The following is an 18,792-nucleotide window of genomic DNA, read 5'->3' as shown; positions in this document are numbered from 1 at the left end:
AAATGAAAAACATCAGCTATTAGGCTGATGTTTTTTTGTCATTATGTAGTTAAAAAACGATGAATTAAATAAGGAATTTTTTGTTCCGTTGTTGTTAAAAATTGGTTTATCAAAGGATAATCATCAGTAGAATAGGTCTGTAAAAGTTCACACCACCAGTCAGTTTCATAGCGACAAATCATACTCAAGTTATATAAAAGCAGATAGTGGTAAAGAATTTCAGGTAATAATAAAAGCGCTTCCTTTTGTGATTTTAAAAAATAACTTTGATTTAATATATTAAAATAAAATGGTGCTTTATTTAAAATTTTATCAGGAAAATTTGATTTAATTTTAATTTGCTTTTGATTCTGTTCTACAATTACAATATCTATGGAAGCTTGCTTTGATTGAAGAAATGAAATAAAACGTTCTGAAGTAAAATGATAGGATGACAAAATTTGTTCAGGTAGAGTGATTACATCATTATCAACAGTAATTGGGAGAAATAAATTTCCTTTTTTTGTAATTTTAAGGACTTTATTTAATTCAGGTATCGATTGTAAAAGCTGAAGCATTGTAAACTTTTCACTTTCTAAATTATTTAGATTAAATAATGCTTTAGAAGCATGAGTAAATAATCCATTTTTTTGGATTTTAACTTCGTCATCAACAAAAGAGTATCCTACTTTTTTTATTTTTCTTGAGGTAACACCGTGAGCCAGGATTGAAGTGGTACTCGGGTAATCAGGATCTACGGTGAGGATGCAAGCCTTTAATAATTGTACAAGTCCATAAAACAGTAATGTAGGTTTTACATTAATTTGAGAATTTTGAGCTGCCTGAAAATAACTTTTCCCATGCTCAATATAATATAAAAACGGATAAGCATTACGGAAAGCCTTTGTTTTTTGTTCCTTCGAATTAGTTCGTTCATATTTTGTTTGAAGATAGTTTTTTGAATATTGTGCAGAGCTAAAATAACATAGCTCATCCCATGCATTACTATACGAGTATAACATAAGAGAGGAACTCCTTATTAACTGAATATTTAAACATAATTTGACTTCCTTGACAGTGTTTTATCCTATTGTTAATCTACTAATAATATTTATACGTGTATAGGGGGGCTTTTTTATGTGGGAATCAAAATTCGTAAAAGAAGGACTTACTTTTGATGATGTTTTACTAGTTCCAGCGAAATCTGAAGTACTTCCAAATCAAGTTGATGTAAGTGTGAGATTAACTGAGAAAATTCAATTAAATATTCCATTAATCAGCGCAGGAATGGATACAGTTACAGAAGCAGATATGGCTATTGCAATGGCTAGACAAGGTGGACTAGGTATCATCCACAAAAATATGTCAATTGAAGAACAAGCTGAACAGGTAGACAAAGTAAAGCGTTCTGAAAGTGGTGTAATTGATGATCCATTCTTCTTAACACCAACTCATAAAGTAGCAGACGCTGAATATTTAATGGGTAAATATCGTATTTCAGGTGTACCAATCGTAGATGATACAGAGAATAGAAAATTAGTAGGTATTTTAACAAATCGTGATTTACGTTTTATTCAAGATTATTCAATTGTTATTTCAGATGTTATGACAAAAGAAAATCTAGTAACTGCTCCTGTTGGAACTACACTTGCAGAAGCAGAAAAAATTCTTCAAAAACATAAAATTGAAAAGCTACCCCTAGTTAATGAAGACGGTACTTTAAATGGCCTAATTACAATTAAGGATATTGAAAAAGTAATTGAGTTTCCAAACTCAGCGAAAGATCAACAAGGACGATTACTTGTAGGTGCAGCAGTAGGAGTAACAAAAGATGCACTCCAAAGAGTAGAGTTTTTAGTGAAAGCTAATGTCGATGTAATTGTAATTGATACAGCACATGGTCACTCTAAAGGCGTTATTGAAAAAGTAAAAGAAATTAGAAGTAGATTCCCAGAATTAGCAATAATTGCTGGTAATGTTGCAACAGGTGAAGCAACTAAAGAACTTATTGAAGCTGGAGCAGATATCGTAAAAGTTGGTATTGGACCAGGTTCTATCTGTACCACTCGAGTTGTTGCTGGAGTAGGTGTTCCTCAACTAACTGCGGTTTATGACTGTGCTTCTGTTGCTAGAGAGTACGGAGTTCCTATTATTGCAGATGGCGGTATTAAGTACTCTGGAGATATCGTTAAAGCTCTTGCAGCTGGCGGACATGTAGTTATGTTAGGTAGTATGTTTGCTGGTGTACAAGAAAGCCCTGGTGAAACAGAAATCTTCCAAGGTAGACAATTTAAAGTATACCGTGGTATGGGTTCTGTTGGTGCAATGGAAAGAGGAAGTAAAGATCGTTATTTCCAAGAAGGTAATAAAAAACTAGTTCCTGAAGGTATCGAAGGACGTGTTCCATATAAAGGCCCATTAGCTGATACAGTTCACCAACTAATTGGTGGGATTAGAGCTGGTATGGGTTACTGTGGTACTGCTACACTAAATGAATTAAGAGATAACGCACAGTTTATTCGTATGTCTGGTGCTGGATTACGTGAAAGTCATCCACACGATGTTCATATTACAAAAGAAGCACCAAATTACTCATTATAATAATTTAAGCAATGTACCTAGGGCAATTACAAGAAATTGTAGTTGCCTATTTTTTGGGAAATAATTGTGTTAAAATGAACAAGTGAGATTAAAGGTTGGAGGTAAAACAGTGATTGGAAAGAAAATACTAACAAAATTGATAGTAATAGCATTAGCGATAACTATAATCATCCCAATGAATTTACGACCGGCTGCTGCAGAGGACGTTTTAGGCATTCAAGCTAAAGCTGCAATTTTAGTTGATGCAAATTCAGGGAAAATATTATATGAAAAAAATTCAAAAGCTCCATTACCGATTGCAAGTATGTCTAAAATGATGACAGAGTATCTAGTTAATGAAGCGATAAAAAATGGGAAAATTTCTTGGGACGAGAAGGTAACTGTATCTGATTATGCTCATAAAATCTCTCAAAACACAGGATTATCTAACGTACCACTTGAATTAGGTGGTCAATATACTGTAAGAGAATTATACGAAGCAGCTGCAATTTATTCAGCAAACGGTGCGACAATAGCACTAGCAGAAAAAATTGGTGGATCTGAGAAAAACTTCGTCCAATTAATGATCGCTAAAGCAAAGGAACTAGGCCTAGGAGACGTTAAATTTGTTAATGCTACTGGTTTAGTAAATAAAGACTTACAAGGTATGCAACCAGAGGGAACTGCCCTTACTGATGAAAATATTATGTCAGCAAACGGTGTAGCAAAATTAGCTTATAATCTAATTAAAACATATCCTGAAGTACTTCAAACTTCTTCAATTCCAAAGAAAACATTCCAAGAAGGTGGAAAGTATCCAGTAAAAATGGATAACTGGAACTGGATGTTACCAGGATTAGTATTTCAGTACCCAGGTATGGATGGATTAAAAACAGGTTCAACAGATTCAGCTGGCTTCTGTTTTACTGGAACTGCTAAAAGAGATGGTCAACGTTATATTACAGTTGTAATGGGGGCAAACTCTTATAACTCAAGATTTAGTGAAACGGCTAAATTAATGGATTACGGGTTCAGTAACTTCGAAAAGGTTACATTGGTAACAAAAGGTCAAACAATAAAAGGTAATAAAACAGTAAAAGTAGTTAAAGGTAAAGATAAAGAAGTAAAAGTAGTAGCAAAAGACGACGTTACTTTAGCTGTAAAACGCGGTGAAGCTAAAAATTATAAAGCAACAGTCCAATTATCAGGTAAATCAATTGATAAGAATGGCAATATTAAAGCTCCAATTAAAAAAGGAACAAAGGTTGGACAAATAGTGGTTAAATCTTCAAAGAATGAAGATTTAGGATTTATCAATACTAATAATCAATCGTATGATTTAGTAGTTGATAAAAGTGTTGATAAAGCAAATTGGTTAGTTTTATCATTCAGAGGAATTGGTTCATTTTTTGGGAATTTATGGGATAATATCATAAGCGGAATTGGTGGTTTATTTAAATAAATTTCTATATAAATATATCAGTAATTGTTAAGTTGTCATTTTTTCAGTAAAATAAAGGTAAGGTAACTTTAACTAGGGGAAGAGAAATACTAAAATGTTACCAAGTAAGCTTTAATAATGGAGGGGCATAACAATGAATTTAACAGGAACAGAACGTGTAAAACGCGGCATGGCAGAAATGCAAAAAGGCGGCGTTATTATGGACGTAGTAAATGCTGAGCAAGCTAAAATTGCAGAAGCTGCTGGTGCAGTAGCAGTAATGGCATTAGAAAAGGTACCATCTGATATTCGTGCAGCTGGCGGAGTAGCCCGTATGGCTGATACAAGTATTACTGAGGAAATTCTTAACGCTGTTAGTATTCCTGTAATGGCTAAAGCTCGTATTGGACATATCGTTGAAGCGCGTGTTTTAGAAGCAATGGGAGTAGATTACATCGATGAGAGTGAAGTATTATCTCCAGCAGATGATATCTTCCATATTAATAAATCAGATTACACTGTTCCATTCGTTTGTGGTTGCCGTAACTTAGGTGAAGCACTTCGTCGTATTGGTGAAGGCGCATCTATGCTACGTACAAAAGGTGAGCCAGGTACTGGAAACATTGTAGAAGCAGTACGTCACTTACGCCAAATTAACGGAGAAATCCGCAAAGTAGTTGGTTTATCACGTGATGAATTAATGGTTGAAGCTAAAAACCTTGGCGCTCCATTCGAATTATTACTTCAAATTAAAGAGCTTGGTCGTTTACCAGTTGTTAACTTTGCGGCTGGCGGAGTAGCAACACCTGCAGATGCAGCTTTAATGATGGAATTAGGAGCTGACGGTGTATTCGTAGGATCTGGTATCTTCAAGTCAGAAAATCCTGAGAAATTTGCTCGTGCGATTGTACAAGCTACTACTCACTATCAAGATTATGAATTAATCGCTAACCTTTCTAAAAACTTAGGTCCTGCTATGAAAGGTATCGATATGAGACAACTTGCTGCAGCAGATCGTATGCAAGATCGTAGCATTTAAGTTGGTGAATTTATGAAAATAGGTGTATTAGCATTACAAGGTGCAGTTCAAGAACATATAAATGCAATTAAAGCATGTGGTGCTGAAGCTGTTATCGTGAAACGTGTAGAACATTTAGATGGACTTGATGGTATTGTATTACCTGGTGGAGAGAGCACTGCAATGCGTAAGTTGCTTGATCATGTCGGGTTGTTAGAACCTTTAAAAGAGAAAATCGAAAATGGTTTACCAGCATTCGGTACATGTGCAGGCATGATCTTACTTTCAAAAGAGATTGCAAATGATGACACGGTGCATCTAGGAGTTATGGATATGGTAGCTGAACGTAATGCTTATGGTAGACAAGTGGATAGTTTTGAAGTAAACATCCCAATTAAAGGCGTATGTGAAGACTACCCAGCTGTATTTATCAGAGCACCATTTATTCGTTCAGTATCAAGTGGTGCAGAGGTTATTGCAGAACATGATGGTAATATTGTAGCAGTTAGACAAAATCACATGTTAGCGGCATCTTTCCATCCGGAATTAACGAATGATTACCGTTTTATGAATTACTTTGTAGAGATGGTTAAGGAAAAAAGTGCAAATTTAAGTATGTAACTATTGAAAAAAGTAAAAGCTTATAGTAAATTATTATATAATTTAAATTGTCTAAAGCGATGAAAGAAAATAGTAGCAAGTTCTAAATTTATAGAGAGTCGGTGGTTGGTGCAAACCGGTAATGAAGACTTGTGAATCCATTCTTGAGCGGGTTACGGAATGCTATATAGCTAGTAAGTAACTCCGGTACTATAGTCCGTTAACTATACTAAGGTGGAAGGATTATTTATTAATTCTTCAATTAGGGTGGCAACGCGGGTAGCTCTCGTCCCTTTTATGGGATGAGGGCTTTTTTGTATTTATTTTTATCCTTTAGACAATAAAAGAATAGGAGGAATTTAAAAATGTTAGACATTAAATTATTACGTAGCAATTTTGAAGATGTAAAAGCAAAACTTCAGTTACGTGGTGGAGACATAAGTTATATCGAAAAATTTGAAGACTTAGATTTAAACCGTAGAGAATTACTTGTTCAAGTAGAAGGTTTAAAAAGCCGACGTAATGAGGTTAGCCAAGAAATTAGTGTATTAAAGCGTGAGAAAAAAGATGCAGAGGCACTAATTGTTGAAATGAGAGAAGTTGGGGATAAAATTAAAGCTCTAGATGAAGAGATTAGAACTTTAGAAGAGCAATTAGATGCTATTTTATTTACAATTCCAAACTTAGTTAGTGATTCAGTACCTGTTGGATTAACAGAAGATGATAATGTTGAAATTCGTAGAATAGGTGAAGTTCGTACATTTGATTTTGAACCAAAGGCGCATTGGGACTTAGGTGTTGATTTAGATATTTTAGATTTCGAACGTGGAGCAAAAGTTACTGGTAGCCGTTTTACTTTCTATAAAGGCTTAGGAGCTAGACTTGAACGTGCTTTAATCAGCTTTATGTTAGATCTTCATACAGAGGAGCATGGATACACTGAAGTACTACCTCCAAACCTTGTAAATCGTGCTAGCATGATCGGTACAGGACAACTGCCAAAATTTGAAGAAGACGCATTTCGTATCGAAAAAGAAGACTATTTCTTAGTACCTACTGCAGAGGTACCTGTAACAAACTATCATCGTGACGAAATTCTTGATGCTGCTCAATTACCGATTGCATATACTGCATATAGCGCGTGTTTCCGCTCTGAGGCAGGTTCTGCTGGTCGTGATACACGAGGGTTAATTCGCCAGCACCAATTTAATAAAGTTGAACTAGTGCGCTTTGTAAAACCTGAAGATTCTTATATTGAGTTAGAAAAATTAACATCTCAAGCTGAAAAAGTTCTTCAATTATTAGGATTACCATACCGTGTCATTACATTATGTGCTGGAGATATTGGATTTTCTTCTGCAAAAACGTATGACATTGAAGTTTGGTTACCAAGCTATGATGCATACAAAGAAATTTCTTCTTGTAGTAACTTTGAGGCGTTCCAAGCAAGAAGAGCGAATATACGCTTCAGACGTGAACCAAAAGGAAAACCAGAATTTCTTCATACATTAAACGGTTCTGGTCTTGCAATTGGACGTACGGTTTCTGCAATTTTAGAAAACTACCAACAAGCGGATGGTTCAGTTATTATTCCTGAAGTTCTTCGTCCGTATATGGGTGGAAAAGAAGTAATTAAATAACTAGAAAAGCAGATGTTATTTGAGAAATGATTCTCAGATACATCTGCTTTTTATTTAGATCGTTTTAACATTAATTTTATAATTAGGTATGTTCCACAATTCCATCCATTTTTTAATAGCTGATATTAAAATTACGACACCTAAAACTAACATAATGATAGATAAGACACCATTTAACATACTATAACCGGCTGCATCATGGTTTAGATAAACATTTTTGATCATCCAGTATCCTGCATAATTTACAGTGATAAATAGATAGGCAAGAGGAATCAAACATGTAAGCATATACCAACGTTTATCAGCTATCTTTAATAGTACCGTTGCCCCAATGATTAATCCAATAGAAGCCATTAATTGATTAGATACTCCAAATAATGCCCAGATTGATCCAATATCTCCTGAAAATAAGAGATATCCCCACATAAAGCATGCTAGCGCACTTGCAAAAATCGATCCTGGTACCCAATCTGTTTTCTTCAATGGTTTATAATATTCACCAAAGAAATCTTGAATTAAATATCGTGCCACTCGAGTTCCAGCGTCAATTGCTGTTAAAATAAATACGGCTTCGAACATAACAACAAACTGGAAGAAGTATGACGCTAGGTGAGTAAACCAAGGGATGGATGTAAATATGTACGTCATACCAACTGCCAATGTAACAGCTCCACCAGTACGTCCTTCTAGACTTAATCCAATTTCTTTACTAAGTTCCGGTAAGTGGACAACATTCATTCCCAACGTTTTAAAAACTTCTGGAGTAGAGTTAATTGCAAAGTAGTCTGCTGGTTGAAGTGCAGTAGCAGCGATTAAAGCCATAATACCTACTAAACATTCAACTAGCATTGCACCAAATCCTACTACCTTTATATCGCTCCACCGATCAAGCATTTTTGGAGTTGTACCGGAGCCCACAAATGCATGAAAACCTGAGATTGCTCCACATGCTATTGTAATTGAAATAAATGGCCAAACTGGACCAGCTAAAATGGGTCCCCCACCGTTAACAAATTTAGTTACAGTTGGAAATTGTATGGATGGATTAATAATAAACACCCCAATAATGAGTGCAATAAATACACCGATTTTCATAAAACTACTTAAATAGTCACGGGGTGCCAGTAAAAGCCATACTGGCAAAGCAGCTGCAAAAAACGCATAGATAGGTAGTATGATTGCCAACGTTCGCGTATCAAATGTTAAAAAATCACCTATAGCAGTTTCTTGAATTGTCGGTCCCATAAAGACTCCAACCATTAACAAAATAAATCCAATCGTTGAAGCTAATTTTAAATTGCCAGTTTTTTTATATAATAGTCCTACACCCATAGCAATTGGTATTGTGATTCCAACTGCAAATGTCCCCCAAGGATTATTTTCAAGCGCATGTAGAACAACCATTGAAAGTCCGGCCATTGTAATTGTAATAATGAAAAGCATAGCTAGTCCCGTACAGAAGCCTGCAACTGGTCCAAGCTCTTCTTTTGCTACTTCTGATAGCGTCTTGCCTTTCTTTCTCATTGAAGCATATAAAACGACTGCATCGTGTACTGCTCCACCAATTACAGCACCAATTAAAAGCCATAACAGACCTGGAAGGTAACCAAATTGAGCGGCCAAAATTGGACCTACTAGAGGGCCAGCTGCTGCGATTGCAGCAAAGTGATGACCAAATGTTACCCATTTGTTAGTAGGAACATAGTCCTTACCATCATTTAACTCATGGGCTGGAGTAGGTATGGAATCATTTAACTTAAGTACCTTCACAGCCATAAATGTTCCGTATAGACGATATGCAATCATCAAAATACACATAGAAGCAATAACAATTGTAACCGCATTCATTTTATTTAATAAGCCTCCCCTGTTTCTTTTTATTTACATTCATTTTACTTTATGAAAATTAAAATTTTGAATTTTCACCGTAAGTTGCAATAAAAACAGGTTGAGAAGCATGAATTTTATATTGAAATACAAGCTTATAAATCAAAAAGTTGTTTAAGCTCCTTTGTGTATGTTCGGCTAACAGGTACTGTTTCACCATCATTCATAATTAAATTATATGTGGAATTAAACCAAGGCTGAATTTCAATGATTTTATCCAAATTGACAATATAGCTTCGATGGACACGGGTAAATGATGTATTTTGTAGTTTTCGTTCTAAATTGATTAAAGGTTCATTTATTCGATAAGTCATCTTATCAGTAACGACACTTGTTTTACCTTCTTGTGTAAAAATGTAGATAATCTCTTCGAACGTTATTAAAAGAATTCTCTCATCAACAGAAATAGCCAATTTATCTTGTTTTAAAAGTGGAGGACTCTTTTTCACCTCAGTTTTAATAGATTTCATACTTAATTTTGCTAACTTTTCAATAGTCTTCTGAATTCTTATTTCATCAAATGGTTTTAAAATATAATCAATCGCGTGTAATTCGAATGCGTTTAAAGCGTACTCGTCAAAAGCTGTTGCAAAGACGATTGCTGGCTGGTGACTAAGATCATGAAGTTTCTGAGCTAATTCTAATCCACTTTCATCAGCTAACTGAATATCTAAAAATACAACGTCGACTTCTTCAATTTGAATAAGTTCCAATGTACTTCTAATCGAGTCCGCTTCACCAACTATTTCGACTTCTTTGCTTCTTTTTAGTAAATAAGCGAGTTCGTCTCTTGCTAATGGTTCATCATCTACAATTAGTGCCTTTAACATTATTTATCCCTCCATTACTTCTTGCGTTAATGGGATTCTTATCGATACTTTCGTTCCCATGTTCAGGTCGGATTTTATTTGAAAATATTCTTTTTTCCCGTAAATTTCTTCAATTCGTTTTTTTATATTCCATAACGCAGTTCCAGTTCCCTCTTTAGACTGTATTGTTTCATTCCCAATTGAATGAAGTAGCTCTGGAGAAATCCCCTTGCCATTATCTTCAGTACTAAGAATCATAGCATTATTGAATTCATACGCTTGCACAGTTACCTTTAATTTTTTTCCCTTTAAAAATGCATGTCGAATCGAATTCTCTATAAGTGGTTGAAGTGTAAAAGGAGGGATTTGAACCGTTTTTAAATGAGGTTCTATTTGGAACTCAACATGGAATTTAGTAGGAAATCTAGTTTGTTCAATGGTTAAATATGCTTCTACATGTTCTAATTCCTTTTCTAAAGTGACTAAGGTCTGCCTTGCCCCTTGTAAGTTATTTCGAAAAAAAGTACTTAAATGGATTAACAATTTTCTAGCTTGATCAGCATCTGTTCTAATTAGACTTGAAATTGTATTTAAAGAGTTGAACAGGAAGTGGGGATGTATTTGTGCTTGTAATGCTTTTATTTCAGCATCTTTCACTAATTTCCGTTGTAGTTCAGCTTCTGCTAATTCCAATTGCGTAGAAAAAAGTTTTGATAATCCGTCAGCTAGTTCTTTTTCAACTTTTCCTAACTTGTTGGGATCCGTGTAATATAGCTTTAAAGATCCTACTGTTTTATTTAAAGCCTTTAACGGTAATACGATGGCCGCACTTAAAGGGCAATCCAAATGAAAGCACTGAATTTCCTCTTTTGAAGTAGCGATAATAATATTTCCCTCTTTTAATGCCTTCTTAGTTAGTTTTGTTGCTAAGCTATTCATTGGTTCATGGTGATCTGAACCTGCACCCACGTGAGCAAGTACGCTTTTGTGATCAGTAATCGAAATTGCATCTGCTTTGGTTAATTTAAAAATAATTTTTGCCGCTTCATTACAAGAATGAGGGGTTAGTCCCTTTCTAAAAAATTGTAAAGTTTGCTCTGCGATATACAAGGCTTTGTTTGTTTGAAGCGCTCGCGTTTTTTCTTCTTCCTGTAAAATATTTTGGATGATTAATATAAATATAAGCGTACCAAATCCATTGATTAGAATCATTGGAAGAGCAATTACTTCAACTAGATGAAGAGCGGCCCAAAATGGTTTTGCGATTAAAAGAATAATCCCCATTTGAACACATTCCATAATAATTCCAATTGAAACTACACTCCAAAGGGATTTGTTTTTCTGTATCCCGAATCTTTTTCTAAGTAGTCCTGTAACAACTCCCGCAACGATTGTAGAGATGGCACATGCATATGCAGTAAATCCACCTAATGTTAGACGGTGTAAGCCTGCTATTAATCCGACTCCTAAGCCAACAATCGGACCGCCGATTAGACCGCCAATGGCTACTCCCATAATTCTTGTATTTGCAATTGCATTATTACTTGCTACATTAAAGTGCCATGACTGAGACATAATTGACTCATGATAAATATGAACACCAGTATAATTACTAATTACACCAAAGGCGCCGAATATAACAATTAGGATCAATTTTGCACCAAAGGAGTGTTCATTTTGAATGATTTGTCTAAATGACTTCATTCTTGAAAGTAAAAAGGCAAGTATAACGAGAATACCCACTCGTTCCAGCATCAGCGGTATTAATTCAAACATTTCTCTCTCCTTATAAATTTCTAATGTTTTTAAATGGTAGTACCATTATAAATAGAAATGAATTTTCTGTATATTTTTTCTGCTTATATAAAAGGCGTATATTTTATTAGTAAGATGACAATAATACTTGTTGTAAAAAGGGGTGTTTTTATTTCCGGAAAAAAATTATAATTTTTTTTAGAAGAATACTTGACCCTGTATTTTTCATATGGTATTATAAATCTTGTCAATACGGAGTAATACCCAAGTCTGGCTGAAGGGATCGGTCTTGAAAACCGACAGGGGTGTAACAGCCCGCGGGGGTTCGAATCCCTCTTACTCCTCCATTTTTTTAAAATTAAAAGAGTGCATATATATTGTAGATGATCAACTCGTTACATTCGTGTAGCGAGTTTTTTGTTTATTTATTTTTTACTTATGCTGACAAACGAAAAAGAAAAAGCTGCAAACTCTACATGATACAGTTCGCAGCTTATATATATATATTTGGAAGACTACATACAAATTATGATGTCTGACTTACTGTAAAAACGCCTTCCACATTTCATTATTATCTAGATTTCATATATTTTTGTGAATGATTTAGTACATTTCCAATCTTCTTAACGATTTCTTCTACAGAAGATTCATTTTTAATTAAATCGTACTCGCTAATACTTAAACGAAGTACAGGACAAGCGTTAAAGTTATTAATCCAGTTTTCGTAACGTGTATTCATTTCTTTCCAATATTCAATAGGAGTTTGTTGCTCCATTGGACGTCCACGCTCTTTAATTCGCTCAACGACTTCATCGAATGTTCCTTCTAAGTAAATTAATAAATCAGGAGCTGGGAAATAAGGTGACATAACCATAGCATCAAAAAGGCTAGTATATGTTTCGTAGTCTACTTCACTCATCGTTCCTTTTTCGTAATGCATTTTCGCGAAGATGCCAGTATCCTCATAAATTGAACGGTCTTGTATAAATCCTCCGCCGTATTCAAACATTCTTTTTTGTTCTTTGAATCGCTCTGCTAAGAAGTATATCTGTAAATGGAAGCTCCAACGAGCAAAATCTTGATAAAATTTATCTAGGTATGGGTTTGTATCTACTTTTTCAAATGATGTACGAAAGTTTAACGCATCTGCAAGTGCATTGGTCATAGTAGATTTTCCGACACCTACTGTCCCAGCAATTGTAATAACTGCATCATTTCGTATTCCGTATTTTTCACGTAAATTCATATACTTCTTAGCTCCTTTTGTAAGGTGTTTTCTAACGATTCAAGTATCATCGTTAAATCTCTCGGGTTATTAACGAAGTCAATTTGATCACCATCAAATTTTAGTACTGGAATTTCAGGGTATTTCGCTTGAAATTCTTTCATGTGTGTCTCGTAATCTTCAATTAACTGAAGTAGGTACTGGTCCTCGATTAATTGTTCGAATTCTCTACCGCGAAGTAGAATACGCTTTTGTAGAGTCTCAAGGCTTGCCGTTAAGTAAATAACCACATTAGGCTTTGGCATATCCTCAGTTAATATTTGATATATTTTTAAATATTTATCATGCTGCTTGTCTTTTAATGTTCTGCTAGCAAAAATTAAATTCTTAAGGATGTGGTAATCTGCAACCACTGGAATCGATTTTTTAAGAAACATTCGGTCTATATCTTCTAATTGTTTAAATCGATTACAAAGGAAAAACATTTCTGTTTGGAAACTCCACTCTTCAATGTCCGTATAAAACTTACCCAAAAAAGGATTTTCATCTACAATTTCTTTTAATAGCTCATAATGAAAGTGTTCAGAGATCGCTTTGGATAGAGATGTTTTTCCGACACCGATTGGTCCTTCTACTGTTATAAAAGGTACACGTATCATCTCTTGTCCTCCTTACTAGTCAAATTCCGTTTCATACTCAAAAAACATACAGAAACTATTTTAACATACTGTAGTCAGACGGAATACCATTTTAAAATTTTTCCAATTACTGATAATTGTTGTTCACTAAATGATCGATCATTTCTTCTATTTCCTGAGTTTGAATAACCGTTGCATTTAAAATGTCTTTCATCATATAAATTGCAACCTTCTCATCATAATCAGTAACCGAGGAAATTGCATCTTGAGGTATAATTAAGTTATAATCCCGCATAAATGCATCATTTGCTGTAAAAAGTACGCAACGATTCCCTGCAACACCTACAATAACCAAATGGGTAATTTTTAATGTTTTAAGTAATTCGTCTAAATTTGTTAAGTAAAAACCCGAGTAGTTAGGCTTAAAGATAAAATAATCTTCCTCGTTTGGTTGTATATGTTTTATTAAGTCATAGCTTAAAGGATTTAGACAATGCTTAATAAGTTTTTTTTGAGTCGGGTTTTCGATTTTATAATGATCATTAACATATATAGTAGGAAGTTTTTTGTTTTTAAAAACGTCTCTTATGTAATTTATTTTCGGAACCATATGGATTGATTTTTCCGCAAGAACACTTCCATGTTTAAAAGTAAATGAGTTGATTAAATCGACAATTAATAATGCAGGCAACTGCTTGTCTTTTTGATTTGAAGAATTCAATCGGCTTCACTCCAATCTATGTTTAGTTTATCTACTCGTAAAAAGAATATTTGTTTGTTAACGAAATAAAGAGGTGTAAAGTTTGAATAAAGATGAGTTTTATATGAAGTTGGCAATTGAGGAAGCACTAAAAGCAGAGCAAATAGGGGAAGTACCTATTGGAGCTGTGTTGGTTTACAACGACCAAGTGATTGCAAGAGGTTATAATTTACGTGAAACAAAACAAACAGCTTTAGGGCACGCAGAAATGAGTACAATAGAAGATGCGTGTAAGGTCATTGATTCTTGGCGTTTAGAGGAAACAACTCTATATGTAACGCTGGAACCTTGTCCGATGTGTGCTGGAGCTATAATTCAATCAAGAATTCCAAGAGTCGTTTTCGGTGCAAAAGATCCAAAGGCAGGTTGTGGGGGATCAATATATAATTTGTTGCAAGAAGATCGGTTTAACCATCGCTGTGAAGTTAGTTCGGGTATATTAGAAGAAGAATGTGGTAATTTATTAACGAATTTCTTTAGAGAGTTGCGATCTAGAAAGAAAAATTTACCTTCATAAGGACAAGGATTGCTTTTTTATTTAGGTTCGTATATACTTTAACTACCGCTTCAATCAGCGGTTTAAAATTAGGTTTTAACTTTGCCGTGCTAGGTGGGGAGGTAGCGGTGCCCTGTACTCGCAATCCGCTCTAGCGAGACTGAATTCCACTCCGAGGTGTATCTATTTCAGGGTCTGCCTTAAATAAGTGGTGTTGACGTCTGGGTCCTACGCAACGAGAACTCATGAACCTTGTCAGGTCCGGAAGGAAGCAGCAATAAGTGAGCCATCTCGTGTGCCGTAGGGGTGCCTGGGCCGAGCTAACTGTTTAAGTAACGCCTGGGGTAGTGCATCGACGAGTGGTGCACGGCAGTAACTTTATAAAAACTCACTCAATTTTGAGTGAGTTTTTTTGTTTTCTTTAAAATATTTTCCATGAAATCATTACATAGGGTATAATAATGATGACTTTGTAAGAAGGAGGAAACCAATTGACTTATCAAGCATTATATCGTTTGTGGAGACCGCAGCAATTTAAAGATGTCGTGGGTCAAGATCACATAATACGAACGTTACAAAACTCCCTTCTTCAGCAAAAAGTATCACATGCATATTTGTTTACAGGTCCGCGTGGAACAGGTAAAACGAGTACAGCAAAAATCTTTGCAAAAGCATTAAATTGTGAACATGCACCTACTAATGAACCTTGTAATGAGTGTGCCATTTGTAAAGGAATTACTGATGGGTCGATTTCAGATGTAATTGAGATTGATGCTGCATCAAACAATGGTGTAGATGAAATACGTGATATTCGAGAAAAAGTTAAATATGCTCCTTCTGTAGGTAAATTTAAAGTGTACATAATAGATGAGGTCCATATGTTATCAATAGGGGCTTTTAATGCATTATTAAAAACATTAGAGGAGCCTCCAAGTCACGTCATCTTTATATTAGCTACTACTGAACCTCATAAAATACCTTTGACGATTCTATCAAGATGTCAACGTTTTGATTTTCATAAGATAAGTGCACAAACGATTTCAGATCGATTGACAGTTGTACTGAATCATCAGCAAACAGCAATTGAACCAGAAGCTTTGATGATGTTATCTCGTGCAGCTGAAGGTGGAATGAGGGATGCACTAAGCATTCTGGATCAAGCTATCTCATATAGCGATGAATCCATTTCATTAGATGATGTTTTAGCGGTAACAGGCACAGTGGCTCAAGAACGTTTAATATCCGTTGTTTCAGCAATAATAGATGGTAATGTGTCAGTTTGTTTGACTAATATTGAAGAACTATTAAACCAAGGTAAAGATCCAGTTCGGTTTATAGAAGATTTAACAGTTTATTATCGAGATATTCTATTATACAGGCACTCACCAAGTACGATTGAATTACTTGAGAGAGCTACGATTAGTGATCAATTTAAAGAGCTTTGCGATGCATACAATGATGAGTTAGTTTATCAGATTATCGCTTCATTAAGTAAAAGTCAGCAAGAAATGAAATGGACTAATCATCCGAGAGTTTTACTTGAGGTGGCAATTGTACAACTTTGTCAAAAAGCTTCCGTGAGCGGTATCGGGAAAAAACAGGACGAGTTGACACCATTAATTAATAAAATTAACGCTCTTGAAAAAGAAGTAAAATTTTTAAAGGAAAATGGTATTACAGTAAGTGGAACGAATGATTCCTCTACTAGTCCAAAACCGAAATCGACTACATCTCGTTCGAAAATACCAAATAGTTTAATACAAGGTGTATTAAGAGCTGCTTCTAAACCAGAAAAAAATAAAGTTTTAGCAGTTTGGACATCACTTCAAGATCAATTAAGGCAACAAAATAAAGTTTCTACTGCGACATTAGTATCATATGGTGAAGTTGTGGCAGCTTCTTCTGAGCAGTGTATTGTTGCTTTTAAATCAGAGACAATTTGTGATTTAATCAATAATAATGGGGAACAAGAGCACTTGACAACGATTAATCAAACATTATCTAATTTATTAGGTGCAGAAATAAGTATGTTAGCAATTCCCGAAGAAGATTGGAGATCGACTAGGGATTCATTTTTAAATACAACAAAACAAAAAGAGACTTCAGCAGAAGTTTCACCAATCGTACAAGAGGCAATCAATCTTGTTGGTGAAGATTTAGTAATTATTAAAGAATAACTATATTGGAGGAAATAAAAATGATGCGTGGCGGAATGGGCAATATGAATAATATGATGAAACAAATGCAAAAAATGCAAAAACAAATGGAACAAGCACAAAACGAATTAAACGAGCGTACATTCGTTGGTACAGCTGGCGGTGGAATGGTAACTGTTACAGCTAATGGATTAAAACAAATCGTTGAAGTTACTATTAAGGAAGATGTAGTAGATCCAGAAGATATTGAAATGTTACAAGATCTAGTTTTAACTGCAACTAATGATGCTATTAAACAAATTGAAGATGCAACAGCTAAAACAATGGGTCAATTTACTAAAGGAATGAATATTCCAGGATTATTTTAGAGGGGTATGACAATGCATTACCCTGAGCCGATATCCAAATTAATAGATAGTTTTATGAAATTGCCAGGGATTGGTCCCAAGACGGCCGTTCGACTGGCATTTTTTATGTTAGATATGAAGCAAGATGACGTGTTAGACTTTGCAAAATCAATGATAGATGCGAAAAGAAAATTACTTTACTGTTCAGAATGTGGCCATATAACTGACCAAGACCCTTGTTATATTTGTAGTGATCAACATCGAGACCGATCTACGATATGTGTAGTTCAAGATACGAAAGATGTTATTGCTATGGAAAAAATGAGAGAATATCAAGGTTTATATCACGTACTTCATGGTGCAATTTCTCCTATGGAGGGAGTTGGACCGGAAGACATTAAAATAATGGAATTATTGAGCAGACTAAAAGATGATGTAGTTCAAGAAATTATTTTAGCTACCAACCCGAATATAGAAGGTGAAGCAACTGCTATGTATATTTCTAGGCTATTAAAATCTACGGGTATAAAAATTACTCGAATTGCACATGGTCTACCTGTAGGCGGAGACTTAGAATATGCAGATGAAGTTACACTTTCAAAAGCTCTGGAAGGTAGAAGAGAACTTTAGAAACTGATTAATGGAGAGAGACCATGGGTTTTTTTCGAAAAAAAGGAAAGATTCGTAAAGAATTTGATGAAAAGTTAGTCGATAGACTACATGACTACAAAGATATTTACTTAAGTCAGGTAGAGTTAATGGAAAGAAGTGTGGATCCACCAGATGATCTGTTAATCCATGTAAAGCTTTATCAGGCTAAATATTTCTTCTTATTAAAAGAAGCAAAGGCTAGAAATGTTTTAATAACAAAAATGAAATAGGTAAAAGAGTTTATTGTTTAGGCAATAGACTCTTTTTTATTAATGTTTTTTGTCATTGATTAGTTCCTTTTCTCATACAATCTTAGTAAAAGGTGTACAAGTTATATGAGGGGAGTTTTTTTGTGGTGAATAGTATTATTATGATTTCAGTTGTATTATTTGTAATCTTATTTCTATTATTAGTAGGTCTGCCAGTTAAAGCTTTAAAACTAATTAGCAGGTATGTACTAAGAGGTATTGTATGTGTCATGATTGTATTTATACTAAACTATGCTTTAGCTTCTAATAATTTTCATATTCCAATTAATACTGTTACTTGTGCATTCCTAAGTGTATTAGGTGTTCCAGGTATTGTAGCGTTAAGTGTCATTGGTATTTATATCGTATAAAAAATATATAAAAAAAGTTTTGAAAAACTGTTGACCAATTATCGAGGGGATGTTATATTTATATACGTCGCTGATGGCGATAACAAAAAAAGAAAAAACAACTGTTGACAGATTTTGTCGAAGGTGATAAACTGATTAAGTTGTTAAAAAATAAGATGATCTTTGAAAACTAAACAAAACATGAAGTAAAC

18 protein-coding genes, 1 tRNA gene, 1 other RNA gene and 1 other annotated feature are annotated in these 18,792 nt (G+C 34.6%); of the genes, 13 read left to right on the top strand and 7 right to left on the bottom strand.

Translation table 11 applies throughout. From position 1 onward, the window contains the following. Positions 1-41 precede the first annotated feature (41 nt). Positions 42-1,001, bottom strand: coding sequence for a YaaC family protein (locus EP747_RS23450; protein ID WP_129692393.1), 960 nt, complete (start codon positions 999-1,001; stop codon positions 42-44). Positions 1,002-1,116: 115 nt separating this feature from the next. Here EP747_RS23450 and guaB point away from each other — a divergent pair, with 115 nt between their 5' ends. The 5 genes from guaB (at position 1,117) to serS (ending at position 7,258) form a co-directional block, all read left to right on the top strand. Then, complete coding sequence (gene guaB / locus EP747_RS23445) at positions 1,117-2,580, top strand: IMP dehydrogenase (protein WP_129692392.1); 1,464 nt, start codon at positions 1,117-1,119, stop codon at positions 2,578-2,580. A 112-nt stretch (positions 2,581-2,692) separates the two neighbouring features. Beyond that, positions 2,693-4,021 carry a serine hydrolase gene (locus EP747_RS23440; protein ID WP_419179344.1) on the top strand — a complete coding sequence of 443 codons (1,329 nt, stop codon included), beginning with the start codon at positions 2,693-2,695 and terminating at the stop codon, positions 4,019-4,021. 133 nt (positions 4,022-4,154) lie between these two features. Further along, positions 4,155-5,039 carry a pyridoxal 5'-phosphate synthase lyase subunit PdxS gene (gene pdxS / locus EP747_RS23435; protein ID WP_056471238.1) on the top strand — a complete coding sequence of 295 codons (885 nt, stop codon included), beginning with the start codon at positions 4,155-4,157 and terminating at the stop codon, positions 5,037-5,039. Between the two features lie 12 nt (positions 5,040-5,051). Beyond that, positions 5,052-5,639 (top strand): pyridoxal 5'-phosphate synthase glutaminase subunit PdxT, encoded by a 588-nt coding sequence (pdxT, locus tag EP747_RS23430; RefSeq protein WP_129692391.1) that lies wholly within the window; start codon positions 5,052-5,054, stop codon positions 5,637-5,639. A 50-nt stretch (positions 5,640-5,689) separates the two neighbouring features. Continuing rightward, positions 5,690-5,915: a binding site (T-box leader), on the top strand. 68 nt (positions 5,916-5,983) lie between these two features. Further along, positions 5,984-7,258: a serine--tRNA ligase gene (gene serS / locus EP747_RS23425; RefSeq protein ID WP_129692390.1), complete on the top strand. Its 1,275-nt coding sequence runs from the start codon at positions 5,984-5,986 to the stop codon at positions 7,256-7,258. A 54-nt stretch (positions 7,259-7,312) separates the two neighbouring features. Here serS and cstA read toward each other — a convergent pair whose 3' ends face one another. From cstA to EP747_RS23410, 3 genes are all read right to left on the bottom strand, one after another. Next, positions 7,313-9,106 carry a carbon starvation protein CstA gene (gene cstA / locus EP747_RS23420; protein ID WP_129692389.1) on the bottom strand — a complete coding sequence of 598 codons (1,794 nt, stop codon included), beginning with the start codon at positions 9,104-9,106 and terminating at the stop codon, positions 7,313-7,315. Positions 9,107-9,240: 134 nt separating this feature from the next. Beyond that, the gene (locus tag EP747_RS23415; protein ID WP_129692388.1) at positions 9,241-9,975 is read right to left on the bottom strand and encodes a LytR/AlgR family response regulator transcription factor; all 735 of its coding nucleotides are present in this window, start codon (positions 9,973-9,975) and stop codon (positions 9,241-9,243) included. A 3-nt stretch (positions 9,976-9,978) separates the two neighbouring features. Beyond that, a complete protein-coding gene (locus tag EP747_RS23410; protein WP_129692387.1) occupies positions 9,979-11,730 on the bottom strand; it encodes a sensor histidine kinase in 1,752 nt (583 codons plus the stop codon). Between the two features lie 233 nt (positions 11,731-11,963). On the opposite strand from EP747_RS23410, the gene EP747_RS23405 reads away from it, so the two are divergent. Next, positions 11,964-12,056: transfer RNA gene (locus EP747_RS23405), tRNA-Ser, on the top strand. Between the two features lie 224 nt (positions 12,057-12,280). Here the strand turns inward: EP747_RS23405 and EP747_RS23400 are convergent. The 3 genes from EP747_RS23400 to EP747_RS23390 all read right to left on the bottom strand — a co-directional run bounded on the left by EP747_RS23400 (position 12,281) and on the right by EP747_RS23390 (position 14,293). Next, positions 12,281-12,955, bottom strand: a complete 675-nt coding sequence (locus tag EP747_RS23400; RefSeq protein ID WP_056471221.1) for a deoxynucleoside kinase — start codon at positions 12,953-12,955, stop codon at positions 12,281-12,283. Then, on the bottom strand, positions 12,952-13,593 hold the full coding sequence (locus tag EP747_RS23395; protein ID WP_129692386.1) for a deoxynucleoside kinase: 642 nt from the start codon (positions 13,591-13,593) through the stop codon (positions 12,952-12,954). The genes EP747_RS23400 and EP747_RS23395 overlap by 4 nt, the downstream gene beginning before the upstream one ends. A 106-nt stretch (positions 13,594-13,699) precedes the next feature. Further along, positions 13,700-14,293: a cysteine hydrolase family protein gene (locus EP747_RS23390; RefSeq protein ID WP_129692385.1), complete on the bottom strand. Its 594-nt coding sequence runs from the start codon at positions 14,291-14,293 to the stop codon at positions 13,700-13,702. Positions 14,294-14,375: 82 nt separating this feature from the next. On the opposite strand from EP747_RS23390, the gene tadA reads away from it, so the two are divergent. The 7 genes from tadA to EP747_RS23355 all read left to right on the top strand — a co-directional run bounded on the left by tadA (position 14,376) and on the right by EP747_RS23355 (position 18,601). Then, positions 14,376-14,849: a tRNA adenosine(34) deaminase TadA gene (tadA, locus tag EP747_RS23385; RefSeq protein ID WP_129692384.1), complete on the top strand. Its 474-nt coding sequence runs from the start codon at positions 14,376-14,378 to the stop codon at positions 14,847-14,849. 84 nt (positions 14,850-14,933) lie between these two features. Beyond that, positions 14,934-15,198: signal recognition particle sRNA large type (gene ffs, locus EP747_RS23380), an RNA gene on the top strand. A gap of 121 nt (positions 15,199-15,319) precedes the next feature. After that, the gene (gene dnaX, locus EP747_RS23375; RefSeq protein ID WP_129692383.1) at positions 15,320-17,005 is read left to right on the top strand and encodes a DNA polymerase III subunit gamma/tau; all 1,686 of its coding nucleotides are present in this window, start codon (positions 15,320-15,322) and stop codon (positions 17,003-17,005) included. A 20-nt stretch (positions 17,006-17,025) separates the two neighbouring features. Then, positions 17,026-17,352: a YbaB/EbfC family nucleoid-associated protein gene (locus tag EP747_RS23370; protein WP_098231028.1), complete on the top strand. Its 327-nt coding sequence runs from the start codon at positions 17,026-17,028 to the stop codon at positions 17,350-17,352. A gap of 12 nt (positions 17,353-17,364) precedes the next feature. Next, the gene (gene recR, locus EP747_RS23365) at positions 17,365-17,961 is read left to right on the top strand and encodes a recombination mediator RecR (RefSeq protein WP_056471203.1); all 597 of its coding nucleotides are present in this window, start codon (positions 17,365-17,367) and stop codon (positions 17,959-17,961) included. Positions 17,962-17,984: 23 nt separating this feature from the next. Continuing rightward, positions 17,985-18,212, top strand: coding sequence for a YaaL family protein (locus tag EP747_RS23360; RefSeq protein WP_056471200.1), 228 nt, complete (start codon positions 17,985-17,987; stop codon positions 18,210-18,212). A 122-nt stretch (positions 18,213-18,334) separates the two neighbouring features. After that, a complete protein-coding gene (locus tag EP747_RS23355) occupies positions 18,335-18,601 on the top strand; it encodes a pro-sigmaK processing inhibitor BofA family protein (RefSeq protein ID WP_097978834.1) in 267 nt (88 codons plus the stop codon). Positions 18,602-18,792: the final 191 nt, after the last annotated feature.

The organism is Gottfriedia acidiceleris, from assembly GCF_004138285.1.
GTDB lineage: Bacteria > Bacillota > Bacilli > Bacillales > Bacillaceae_G > Gottfriedia > Gottfriedia acidiceleris_A.
Note: the sequence above shows the minus strand (reverse complement) of the source record. Positions and strands in the feature narration are given on the sequence as shown.